The following is a 12,336-nucleotide window of genomic DNA, read 5'->3' on the forward strand; positions in this document are numbered from 1 at the left end:
TTCGGCTACGCTCCGCTGCGTGTGGCGCGCCCAGATCTCCGTCCCGGACAGCGATCCGGAACCGGAGCCGGGCGGCGGACGGCGGGTCTCCCGCCGGACGGCCGCCCTGGTGGCCGCGCCGGTCTGCGCGACCGTCCTCGCCGTCGCCGGCGTGCGGCTGGCCGCCGAGCTGACCCGCGCCCCGACGCCGGCCGAGCGCGCGGCGGCCGCGGCGGCGGAGCTGTCCGGCCGCTACCGGGCCTGGCCCGCCGGGCGGATCTTCCCCGCGGGCCTTCGCTACCGGCTCGGCCAGGCCTCCACCGAGACGGCCCGCCGGGTGGGGATCGGTCCCGACACCCGCTGCGAGACGGCCGTGGACGACGCGTTCGCCAACAGCCTCACGTCGCGCGGCTGCCGCGCCGCGCTCCGCGCCACCTACCTCGACCAGGCGCAGGGACTCGCGGTCACGGTCGGCGTGGTCGTGTTCCCGGACGAGCGGACGGCGCGGGAGGCCGTCGCCTGGTTCCCGTCCCACGCCGCCGGCCCGGGGCTGCGCGCGCTGCCGTTCGCGGGCTCGGTGGCCGCCCGCTTCGGGGACTCCGCGCGGCAGGCGTCCACCGCCGCGCAGGCAGGCCCCTACGTGGTCGCGGCGACGGCCGGGTACGCCGACGGGCGCCCCGCGCTGCGCGGCTCCCTGGCCGACGCGGCCGAACTGGCGCCGCAGCTCGTCCAGGGCGTCCTGCGGCCGCTGACCGCGCCCGCGACGGTCCGCTGCGGCGGCCGGGAGTGGCGGTGCTGAGCCGCGTCGCCGCCGGGACGGCCGCGCTGGCCCTCGTCCTCGCCCCCGCGGCGGCACCGGCCCGCGCCGCCGCGGCGCTCCCGCAGCGCGCCCTTCCCGCCGACGCGGTGCGGGACGCGGTCATGCCCGTCCTCGCATCGCTGAACGTGCCGCGCGCCTGGACGATGACGAAGGGCGGCGGCGTGACGGTCGCCGTCCTCGACTCGGGCGTGGACCCCGGCCAGGCCGACCTCGCCGGCTCCGTCACCGCCGGGCCCGACTACACGCGCGGCGCGAACCCGGACGGCGTCGCGCCGAAGCGGCTGCACGGCACCAACATGGCGTCGATCATCGCCGGGCACGGGCACGGACCCGGAGGGTCGGAGGGGGTCGTCGGCGTCGCGCCCGAGGCGCGGCTGCTGTCCCTGCGGGTGATCCTGGAACGCGACGAGCCGGGCTTCGCGCGGTTCACCGGCGGGCAGCGCTACACGGGGACGATCGCCCAGGGCATCCGGTACGCGGTCGACCACGGCGCCGACGTGATCAACCTGTCGCTCGGCCGCTCCTATCCCACGCCCCGCGAGCGCGACGCCGTCGCCTACGCGATCGGCCGGAACGTCGTGGTGGTCGCGGCGGCGGGCAACAGCGGAGCCGAGGGCGACCCGCGCGGAGTGGGAGACGGGTCCGCCCCGCCGCGCGGCGCCCGCGGACCCGGGGGATCCGCCAGGTACTTCTACCCGGCGTCGTTCCCCGGCGTGATCTCCGTCGCAGCCGTGGACGCGCAGGGCCGGCACGCCGGGTTCTCCAACCGCAACTCCGGCGTCGTGGTGTCGGCGCCCGGCGTCCAGATCATCGGCGCGGGCCCGGACGGGCGGTACTGGGTCGGGGACGGCACGAGCCCGGCGACCGCGTTCGTCTCCGGCGTCGCCGCGCTCATCAGGTCCCGCCACCGCGGCCTCGCCCCCGCGCTGGTCACGCAGGCCATCGTGGCGGGCACCGGCGACCGCCCGGCACGCGGCTACGACCGGGGCGTCGGCTTCGGGCGGGTCGACGCCGCCGCCGCGCTCGCCGCGTCCGACACGCTGGCGGGCGCGCGGACGGGCGGCGCGGGCCTGCCGGCCGGGAAGCGGTTCGCGGCGGGGCCCGCCCGCCCCGTCCAGGTCGTGCACCGCTCGGGCGGGCTCGTCCTCACGTACCTGCTGATCTGCGCGCTGTCCCTGCTGGGCCTCGCGGGCGCCGCCGTCCTCCTGCGCGGCGAGCGGGACCCGTCGGATTGAGCGGATAATGAGCGGGTGTGGTCCGAACCTGACGAGTACGCCGAGGCGGTGCTGGACGCGGTGGAACGGATCCCGCCGGGCCGCGTCCTGTCCTACGGCGACGTCGCCGAGCTGGTCGGACGCGGCGGGCCGCGCCAGGTCGGACGCGTGATGTCGCTCTACGGCGGCGCCGTCCCCTGGTGGCGGGTCATCCGCGCCGACGGCAACCCGCCGAGCGGCCACGAGATCCAGGCCCACGAGAACTACCGCGCCGAAGGCACCCCCCTCCACCCGGACGGCCGCCGCGTCGACATGAAGCGAGCCCGCTGGGTTCCTTAGCATTTCTCTCCTCCTTCGGGCCTGGCGGCCCTCCATCGTCGAGAAACGCGATGCGATCGCTGGCATCGCTCCGGCTCGCCTTGGCGGCTCGCTGCGCGATCAGGTTCTCGCTTCGCTCGCACCTGCCTTCGGACGCGATCGCGACCATTGAGGTCGTCGCGGGGTTGCGGTGCGGGCCGAGGTCGTCGCGGGAAGGCGGCGCGCGCTCAGGGCACCCTTGCCCGAGATGATGTGTTCGGGCGGTGGTTTTTCTCTCCTGCGACATGCGTGCGTCTTGGTCAGATCAGGCTCGGGGATCTGTTCCAATGAACTGTTGTGCCTGCAGCTTCCTACCGTCTCGTGCGCCGCGCGGGTCCCGCGCGGAGCGTCCCGCCTGTGCTCGACGAGCAGCAGCGGCGGGTGGTCGAGCATGCCGGTGGGCCGATGCTGGTGCTGGCGGGGCCGGGTACCGGGAAGACCACCACGATCGTGGAAGCGGTCGTCGACCGCATCGAGAACCGGGGAGTCGACCCCGAGCGGGTGCTCGTCCTGACGTTCAGCCGCAAGGCGGCGGGGGAGTTGCGGGAGCGCATCACCGGCCGCTTGCACCGGACGACGCGAACGCCCCTGGCGCTGACCTTCCACAGCTACGCGTACGCGCTGATCCGGCGGGACGCCGTCCTGAACGAGGAGCCGGCGCCCCGGCTGCTGTCCGGTCCCGAGCAGCTGCTCGAAGTGCGGCGGCTGCTGGAGGGCGAGCTCGCGGACGGCGCCCGCGACTGGCCGGAGCGGCTGCGGGCCGCGCTGGCGACGCGCGGGTTCGCCGAGGAGCTGCGTGACTTCGCCCTGCGCGCGGTCGAGCGGCAGTACGTTGCGGAGGACCTCGCCGCCCTCGGGCGCATGCGGGGCCGCGACGACTGGGCCGCCATCGGCGGGTTCATGGAGCGGTACGTCGACCGGTTCCTGCTCGATCCCGTCCCCACCTACGACTACGGCGAGCTGATCCACCTGGCCGCGGGCATGCTCGCCGACGAGGAGGTGCGCATTCGGGAGCAGGACGCCTACGACGCCGTGTTCGTGGACGAGTACCAGGACACCGACCCCGCGCAGGAGGCCCTCCTGCACCACCTCGCGGGCGACGGGCGCGACCTGGTCGTGGTGGGCGACCCCGACCAGTCCATCTACGGGTTCCGAGGCGCCGACGTGCGCGGCATCCAGGAGTTCCCGAACCGCTTCCTCACCCTGGACGGCGACCCGGCGCCCGTGGTGGCGCTGCGGACGTGCCGCCGGATGGGACCCGAGATCCTCGCCGCCTCGCGGCGCATCGCGCGGCGGCTGCCCGCCGGGTCGGCGGGCGCCGCCGAGCACCGCGCGCTCCGTCCCGTGGACGAGCTCGACGAGGGCGAGGTGCGCGCGGTCATCGCCGACTCCGAGAGCCAGGAGTCCGCGCTGGTCGCCGACGAGCTGCGGCGCGCCCACCTGCTCGACGGCGTCCCGTGGTCGCGTATGGCGGTCCTGGTGCGCAGCGCGGTGCGGCAGGTTCCCGTGCTGCGGCGGGCGCTCGCCCAGGCCGGCGTGCCGGTGGTCGTCGCCGGCGACGAAGTGCCGCTGGTGGGGGAGCCCGCCGTCCGGCCGTTCCTCGTCCTGCTGAGGGCGGCGCTCAAGAAGGGCTTCCTGGACGAGGTCGTGGCGGAGGACCTCCTGACCGGTCCGCTGGGCGGCGCCGACGCGCTCGCCATGCGCCGCCTCAAGCGCGCTCTGCGCGACCTGGAGGAGCTGTCGGGCGGGCAGCGTCCGCTGGGCGAGCTTCTGGTCGCGGCGGTGAACGACCCCCGCGAACTGGTCCTCGTCCATGAGCGGGTCCGCGCGCCCGCCGAGCGGATCGCGAACCTGATCGAGACGGCGCGGCGCAGCGCGCACGACGGCGGGACCGCCGAGGACGTCCTGTGGGCGGTGTGGCAGGAGAGCGGCCAGGCCGACGTGCTGCTGGAGCAGAGCGTCAAGGGCGGGACGCGCGGTGCGGCGGCCGACCGCGACCTCGACGCCGTGGTGGCGCTGTTCGACCACGCCGCGCGGTTCGTCGACCGGCTTCCCCAGGCGGGGCCCGAGCTGTTCGTCGACAACATCGCGTCCCAGGAGATCGCCGGTGACACGCTCGCCGAGCAGGCGCCGGAGGGGGAGGCGGTCCGGATCCTCACCGCGCACCGCTCCAAGGGCCTGGAGTGGGACGTCGTCGTCGTCGCCGGCGTCCAGGAGGGCGTCTGGCCCGACGTGCGGCTGCGCGGGTCGCTGCTCGGCGTCGAGGAGCTGGTCGAGCACGCCGCAGGGGCCGAACCGGACGGCGAGGCCGCCGCCGGCGCCTCCATGGCCGCCAAGATGCTCGACGAGGAGCGGCGCCTGTTCTACGTGGCGGTCACGCGCGCTCGCAAGCGCCTCGTGGTCACGGCCGTCGGCGGCGACGACACCGAGGAGCGGCCGTCCCGCTTCCTGAACGAGCTCCTCCCCGGCGCGATCGAGCAGTCGCAGCTGGACGAGAAGACCCGCTGGCTCTCGCTGTCGGCGCTCGTGGCCGACCTGCGGTCCGTCGTCGCCGACCCGTCGCGTCCCGAACCGCTGCGGCGCGCCGCCGCCGGGCACCTGGCCCGCCTGGCGCGCGCGGGCGTGCGCGGCGCCAGACCGGAGAACTGGTACGCCATCACCGCGCTGTCGGACTCCGGCCCCGCGTTCGCCGAGGACGAGCCCATCACGATCTCGCCGTCCCAGGTCGAGGCGTTCACCACGTGCGGGCTGCGCTGGCTGCTCGCCTCCGCGGTCGGCGCCCAGGAGGGCGGGCCCAACGAGTACAGCACCATGGGCAAGGTCGTCCACGCCGTCGCCGAGATGGCGGGCGCGGACGACGGCGTCGACGAGGTGCACGTCGCGCGGCGGCTCGACGAGGTCTGGAACGACCTGGAGTTCCGCAGCTCCTGGTACTCGGAGAAGCAGCGCGAGCAGGCCGCCCGGATGGTCGACAAGTTCCTCGCCTGGCACCGCGACAACCCCAACGAGGTCGTCGCGCTGGAGGAGTCGTTCAAGGTCGACCTCGGCCGCGTCGTCATCAAGGGCCGCATCGACCGCGCCGAGCGCGACGAGCAGGGCCGCGCCGTCATCATCGACATCAAGACCTCCTCCACCGCCGTCCCGAAGGACGAACTGGCCCGGCACCCGCAGCTCGGCGTCTACCAGTACGCGGTGATGCTCGGCGCGTTCGAGCGGCACGGGCTGATCGAGCCGGGCGGCGCGAAGCTGATCCAGGTCGGCAAGGCCGCGTTCACGGCGAAGGCGCGCGAGCAGGAGCAGCCCCCGCCCGCCGAGGACACCGACCCCGAGTGGCCGAAGAAGCTCGTCGAGATCGTCGCGACGGGGATGGCCGGCGACGTCTTCCAGGCCAGGGCGAACGACAAGTGTCGCACCTGTCCCGTACGCTCCTGCTGCCCCGTCCATGACGAGGGCGGGCAGGTGAGCGACTGACTGGCTCGGGGGGAGCGAGGTGATCACGCCGGGAGAACTGGCCCGGCTGCTGGAGATCCCGGCGCCGACGGAGGAGCAGGCCCGGGTGATCGAGGCGCCGATGGCGCCGATGGCGGTGATCGCCGGCGCCGGGTCGGGCAAGAGCGAGACGATGGCCGCGCGCGTGGTGTGGCTGGTCGCGAACGGCTTCGTCCGGCCGGAGCGCGTCCTCGGCCTCACCTTCACCCGCAAGGCCGCCGCCGAGCTCGGCGTGCGCGTGCGCAAGCGGCTCGACAGGCTCCGCGAGGTCCTGCCCGGCGACGAGCTGGAGCGGCTGGGCGGCGAGGCCCTGTTCGACGGCGAGCCGATGGTGTCCACGTACCACTCGTACGCGGCGCGCCTCTTCGGCGACCACGCCCTGCGCGAGGCGCTCGAACCCACGATGCGGCTGATCTCGCCTGCCGTCGCCTGGCAGATCTGCTCGCGGGTGGTCGACGCCTACCACGGCCCCATGGACCGGATCGACTGGCAGCCCGACACCGTGACGAAGGCCGTCATGGAATTGTCCGGCGACCTGGCGGAGCACCTGCGCACGGCCGAGGACGTCCGCAAGGTCGGCGCCTGGCTCGACGAGCGGCTCGCCGTGGTGAAGAAGCCGCTCAAGGCGCAGCGCGACGTCCTCGCCAAGCACGCCGTCCGCGAGCAGCTCATGCCGCTAATCGAGGCGTACGGACGCGCCAAGGCCGACCGCGAGGTCATCGACCACGGCGACCAGATGGCCCTCGCCGCGCGCATCGCCTACAAGCACCCCGAGGTCGGGATGATCGAGCGGTCCCGGTTCTCGGTCGTTCTGCTCGACGAGTACCAGGACACCAGCCAGGCGCAGCTCGTCCTGCTGAAGTCGCTGTTCGCGGGCGGGCATCCGGTGACGGCCGTCGGCGACCCCTGCCAGTCCATCTACGGGTGGCGCGGCGCGAGCGCCGGGAACCTGCTGCGGTTCGCCTACGACTTCCCCGCGCAGCCGGCGGCCGCCCCCGGCGGGCGCCCGGTGGCCGCGCCGGTCGTCCAGCTCAGCCGGTCGTTCCGCAACGGCGAGCAGATCCTGGAGGCGGCGGCCAAGGTACAGGAGGAGCTGCGCGCCGAGACGAAGGCCGTGCCCCGCCTCATCCCGGGCGCCGGGCGCGAAGGGCGCGGACGCGTCGAATGCGCCCTGTTCCCCACCGTGGAGGACGAAGCCGACCGCATCGCCGACCGCATCGCCGGGGTCATGGCCGCCGACCCCGAGACCGCCCCCGACGGCGGCCCCCAGACCGAGCCGCTCCGGTACTCCGACATCGCCGTCCTGGCCCGGAAGCGGTCGCAGTTCCCGCTGATCAGGCGCGCCCTGGAGGCGCGCGGCATCCCGGTCGAGGTGGTCGGGCTCGGCGGGCTCCTCACCGTCCCCGAGGTGCAGGACGTCGTCGCCACGCTGCGCGTCATGCACGACCCGACCGCGGGCGCGTCCCTCGCCCGCCTCCTCACCGGCCCGCGCTGGCGCCTCGGCCCCCGCGACCTCGTCGCCCTGGGACGCCGTGCCCGCGCCCTGGCCCAGGAGGCGGCCCGCGACATCACCCGCCCGGACGACCGCCCCGTCCCGGCGCACGACGAGCCGCCCCCCGCCGCACCCGCAGAGGGAGCCGGGGAGGGGCCCAATGAGGGGGCCGGGGAGGGGGCCGGGGAGGGGGCCAGTGAGGGGCCCGCGGGGGACGATCCGCTTCGGCAGCTCGTCAGCGAGTTGAACCAGGAGACCGGCAGCCTCGTCGACGCGCTCGACGACCTCGGCCCGCCCGACGCGTACTCGCCCGAGGGGTACGGGCGGCTGCGGCGCCTCCGCGACGAGCTGCGCGGCCTGCGGAGCCAGGTCGGGCTGCCGCTGCCGGACCTGGTCAACGAGGTCGAGCGGGCGCTCGGCCTCGACATCGAGGTCGCCGCGCGGTCCGGGCTCGACCCGGTCACCGCCCGCGCCGACCTCGACGCCTTCATCGACGCCGCCGCCACGTTCGCCGGCGACGCCGAAGACCCGACGCTCGGCGCGTTCCTCGCCTACCTCAAGGCCGCCGAGACCGAGGAGTTCGGGCTGGAGGCCGGGCGGGTCGGGGAGACCGACAGCGTCAAGCTCCTCACCGTCCACGCCTCCAAGGGCCTCGAATGGCCGGTCGTGGTCGTCCCCGGCCTGGCGTACACGCCGCAGAAGAACGGCGGCCCCGCCAAGGGGTCGATCTTCCCGTCGCCGCCGCAGAACGCCACCCGCTGGACCGCGAACCCGCGCGTCCTGCCGTTCATGCTGCGCGGCGACCGCGCCGACCTGCCCGCGCTGACCGGGCTGGAGAAGGACGACCTCGCCGCGTTCGAGCAGGCGTGCTCCGAGCGCGACCTGCGCGAGGAGCGGCGGCTCGCCTACGTCGCGGTCACGCGCGCGTCCAGCCTGCTCATCACCACCGGCTACTGGTGGGGGTCCTCGGGGCGCCCGCTCGGACCGTCGCCGTTCCTGGAGGAGGTGCGGGCGGTCTGCCTCGCCGGGGCCGGGTCCGTCGCCGTTTGGGCCGACCCGCCGGAGGAGGGCGCCGCCAACCCGCTGCTCGCCGACCCCGACGAGGCGCAGTGGCCCATCGCGCCCGGCGAGCGCGGCCGGTCCGACCTGTCGGCGCGGGCGCGCTACGAGGCGGTCGTCGAGGGCGCCCGCATGGTCGAGGACGAGATGGCCGGGCGCACCCGCCACTGGGCCGGCGACGCCGGGCTGTCGGACGCCGACCGGGCCCGCATGACGGCGTGGGCGCGCGACGTCGAGCTGCTGCTCGCCGAGCGCGACCGGGGGCGCGGCGGCGACGGCCTGCTCGTCGAGCTGCCCGCGCACCTGTCGGTGTCGTCGCTGGTGTCGCTGGCGCGCGACCCGGCGGCGCTCGCCCGGCAGATCCGCCGCCCCATGCCGCGCCCGCCCGCCCCCTACGCGCGGCGCGGCACCGCGTTCCACGCCTGGCTGGAGGGCCGCTGGGGGCAGCAGCGCCTCCTCGACCCCGACGAGCTGCCCGGCGCCGCCGACGAGGGCGCCGCCGACGACTCGCACCTGGCGATGCTGCGCGAGCGCTTCGAGGGGTCGCAGTGGGCGGCGCGCGAGCCGCTCGACATCGAGGTGCCGTTCGAGACCATCATCGGCGACCGGCTGGTCCGGGGCCGGATGGACGCCGTGTTCCGGACCCGGGACGGCGGATACGAGGTCGTCGACTGGAAGACCGGCTCCCCGCCGTCGGGGGAGGAGGCGCGGTTCGCCGCCGTGCAGCTCGCCGCGTACCGGCTGGCGTGGGCCGAGCTCGCCGGAGTGGACGTCGCGCAGGTCAGCGCGGCGTTCCACTACGTCGCCGCCGACGTGACCGTCCGTCCGGCCGACCTGCTCGACGCCGCGGGCCTCGCCGCGCTGCTGGAGGGCGTCCCGGCCGCCTGAGGGTTTCGTCACTCCCCTCTGTTCACCGTGCGTGGTTTCGGGGATGATCCGGGCAACCAGTCGAGGAGGCGACGTGACGGTGACCCATGACGAGAAGGTGGTACGGGAGTTCTCCAAGCAGGCGGCCGGTTTCGCCGACCCCAGGCTGAACACGGCGTTCACCCGCCATCTGGACCGGCTCGTCCGGTTCATGGACCCCGAGCTCGACCTTGAGGACGTCGTGCTGGAGGTCGCCGCAGGGACGGGCATCGTGTCCCGCGCGATCGCCCGCCGCGTCCGGCACGTGACGGCGCTCGACCTCACGCCCGCGATGCTCGCCGAAGGCAAGCGCGACGCCGACCACGCCGGCCTCACCAACGTCACCTTCGCGCACGGCGACGCCACCGCCCTGCCCTACCTCGACCGGTCGTTCACCCTCGTCGTCACCCGCTTCTCGCTGCACCAGGTGGCCGACCCCGGGGCCGTGGTGAAGGAGATGGCCCGGGTCAGCCGCCCCGGCGCCGCGCTGATCATCGTCGACCTCGTCCGCCCCGAGGGCCTGGACGGCGACCCGGACCGCATCGAGCGCCTCCGCGACCCCTCGCACGGGGAGGCCCTGACCGAGGCGCGGATCGCGGACCTCGTCACCTCGGCGGGCGCGCAGGTGAAGCGCGCCGACCAGTTCGACTACGTCCGCCCGCTGGACCCGTGGCTGGAGTTCTCGAAGACCCCCTCGGACGTCGCGGCGCAGATCAGGCGCGAGCTGGAGGACGAGCTGGCGGGCGGACCCGCCACCGGCATGCGCCCGAGCATGGTCGACGGCGCCCTGCACTTCACGCACTCCTACCTCTTCCAGCAGGCCATCGTCGGGTAACGTTTTCGAGCAAACGTTCGACGTGTGTGACGCGTGTGGTCTATGTTGTCGAACATGGGTTCTAGCACCGTGCGCTCCCTCGATCGCGAGCCTGCCGCGCTGGCGATGCGCATCGGCGTGGTCGCGGCCGAGGCCGCCCTCGCCACCTTCGCCCGCAACCTCGACCTCGACGACCTCGAGGACGGCGTCGACTTCCAGGGCGCCATCGGGCCCGCCGAATGGCCGGTGTTCTCCCTGGTCATCGACACCCTCGCCGAGGCCGGGCCGGGCGACCGCCGCACGCTGGACGAGCGCCGCGCCGACGCCCTCAACGACCTCGCCCGCATCTGCATGGCCGCCAAGGAGCGCGCCGGAGCCGCCTGACCCCCGGGACGGGGCACGCCCGGGACCTCGCGGCCCTGGGCCCGGGCGTATCCCTCATCAGCCGTCGGGCGCCGTCCGCTTCACCTTGCCGGTGCTGGTCCGGGGGAGTTCCCGGACGAACCGGATGTCCCGCGGCACCTTGTAACGGGCCAGGTGCGCCCGCACGTACTCCTTGAGGTCGTCCTCGGTGACCTCCGCCCCCTTGGCCCTGACGACGTGCGCGGCGAGCCGCTGCCCGAACCTCTCGTCGTCCACCCCGGCCACCGACACCTCCGCGACGTCCGGATGGCCGCCGAGCAGGTTCTCGACCTCGCCGGGGAACACGTTCTCCCCACCCGAGACGATCATGTCGTCCGCCCGCCCGTCGATGAACAGCCGTCCCGCCTCGTCGAAGTGCCCGAGGTCGCCGGTGCCGGTCAGGCCGTCCCGCACCTGCTTGCCGCCGCCCCCGGTGTAGCCGGCGAACCGCAGCCCGCCGCCGGTGTAGACCTCCCCCGTCTCGCCTGCGGGCAGCTCCCGCCCGTCCTCCCCGAGCACCTTGATCGTGAGCCGGAAGGACGGCCTGCCCACCGTGCCGGGCGCGGCCCGCAGATCCTCGGGCGTCGCGATCGTCGCCCACCCCGTCTCGGTCGCGCCGTACACGTTGACGAGGACGTCGCCGAACGCGTCCATGAACGCCTCGGACAGATGCGGATGCAGCGCCGCCCCGCCGCACACGACCGCCCGCAGCGTCGGCGCCGGCGGGCGGTCCGGCACGTCCAGGATCCGCTGGAGCATCACCGGAACCGCCACGAGCGCCTCCGCCCGGCAGTCCGCGATCGTCTCCAGCACCTGCCGCGGATCGAAACGGCGCGACAGGATGAGCGGCATCCCCATCCCGAGCCCGACCGTGGTGTAGGCGAACCCGAGCAGGTGGAAGAGCGGCGGCGCGACGACCATCGGCGCACCCGACCGAACCGGCACCCGCATCAGATGACTCAGAGCCGCGGGCAGCAGCGAGGACGCGGACAGATCATGCCGCGCCCCCTTCGGCGTCCCGGTAGTCCCGGACGTCATCAGGATCACCCGGCTGGCCCGCTCGGGCTTGAAGGGCTCGGGCGAGGTCTCCGCGATCAGCGCGTCGACCGTGTCCCCCTCCTCGCCCCAAGCGACCACCCGCTCCCCGCCGAACCCCGACTTCTCAACGGCCGCCGCGAACTCCTCGTCATGGACGAGCAGCTCGATCCCCTCCCGATCGACGACCTGCCCCAACTGCGTACCGGAGAAATCGGTGTTGAGCAGCACCACGTCATTCCCGAGCCGGGACGCCGCAAGAACCGTCTCCACAAACCCCCGGTGATTGCGGCAAAGAACCCCGACCTTCCCATCACCCACACGGTCGTGCAGGGCCGTGGCCAGCGAAGCAGCCCGCCGTTCGAGCTCCGCATACGACAGCGCCCCGCGTTCATCGATGAGGGCCGTCCGGTTTGGAAACCGCAGCGCCGCCACAGCTCCGAGCGTCGCGGGAACAGGGCCGAACCGCGCGTAGGGGAACAGCAGCCGCACCGCCCGATCAGGCCGGACGGGCCGCAACGCCCCGGAGTCCCGCACCGCCCGGGCAGCCCTCGCTCCAGCCTTCGCCGCACCCCGAACCCGCCCAAGCACCAGCACGCCACCCCTTCACCGACCCGAGCCGACATCCGCCGTCCGCCATACCCGCCCCTCGCCGAAGCAAAGGCACCGTCAAGCAACGGCCGACGACGAGTGTGCTCTGTTCCTTTATCGCCTATCGAGTGCAGCGTGGTCGACTCGGCGAGCAATGGGAGACCGGCCGTCAGGGTCC

At 74.4% G+C, this 12,336-nt stretch carries 8 protein-coding genes; 7 read left to right on the forward strand and 1 reads right to left on the reverse strand.

Features of this window, described 5'->3' with window-relative positions:
- Positions 1 to 19 precede the first annotated feature (19 nt).
- The 7 genes from ABWI07_RS13415 (at position 20) to ABWI07_RS13445 (ending at position 10,514) form a co-directional block, all read left to right on the forward strand.
- A complete protein-coding gene (locus ABWI07_RS13415; RefSeq protein ID WP_149263499.1) occupies positions 20 to 778 on the forward strand; it encodes a hypothetical protein in 759 nt (252 codons plus the stop codon).
- Positions 772 to 2,034 (forward strand): S8 family serine peptidase, encoded by a 1,263-nt coding sequence (locus tag ABWI07_RS13420; protein WP_149263500.1) that lies wholly within the window; start codon positions 772 to 774, stop codon positions 2,032 to 2,034. Before ABWI07_RS13415 ends, ABWI07_RS13420 begins: the two co-directional genes overlap by 7 nt.
- 15 nt (positions 2,035 to 2,049) lie before the next feature.
- Positions 2,050 to 2,352, forward strand: coding sequence for an MGMT family protein (locus tag ABWI07_RS13425; protein WP_353818697.1), 303 nt, complete (start codon positions 2,050 to 2,052; stop codon positions 2,350 to 2,352).
- Positions 2,353 to 2,727: 375 nt separating this feature from the next.
- Entirely contained in the window at positions 2,728 to 5,841 is a 3,114-nt protein-coding gene (locus tag ABWI07_RS13430) for an ATP-dependent helicase (RefSeq protein WP_353818698.1), read from the forward strand.
- 19 nt (positions 5,842 to 5,860) lie between these two features.
- Positions 5,861 to 9,298, forward strand: a complete 3,438-nt coding sequence (locus ABWI07_RS13435; protein ID WP_353818699.1) for an ATP-dependent helicase — start codon at positions 5,861 to 5,863, stop codon at positions 9,296 to 9,298.
- 73 nt (positions 9,299 to 9,371) lie between these two features.
- Positions 9,372 to 10,151, forward strand: a complete 780-nt coding sequence (locus tag ABWI07_RS13440) for a class I SAM-dependent methyltransferase (protein ID WP_149263504.1) — start codon at positions 9,372 to 9,374, stop codon at positions 10,149 to 10,151.
- A gap of 54 nt (positions 10,152 to 10,205) precedes the next feature.
- A complete protein-coding gene (locus ABWI07_RS13445; RefSeq protein WP_149263505.1) occupies positions 10,206 to 10,514 on the forward strand; it encodes a hypothetical protein in 309 nt (102 codons plus the stop codon).
- Positions 10,515 to 10,571: 57 nt separating this feature from the next.
- On the opposite strand, the gene ABWI07_RS13450 is transcribed toward ABWI07_RS13445, so the two are convergent.
- Positions 10,572 to 12,164 (reverse strand): AMP-binding protein, encoded by a 1,593-nt coding sequence (locus tag ABWI07_RS13450; RefSeq protein WP_353818700.1) that lies wholly within the window; start codon positions 12,162 to 12,164, stop codon positions 10,572 to 10,574.
- Positions 12,165 to 12,336: the final 172 nt, after the last annotated feature.

Origin of the sequence: Actinomadura sp. NPDC000600 (assembly GCF_040492135.1) — a bacterium.
Taxonomy (GTDB): Bacteria; Actinomycetota; Actinomycetes; order Streptosporangiales; family Streptosporangiaceae; genus Spirillospora.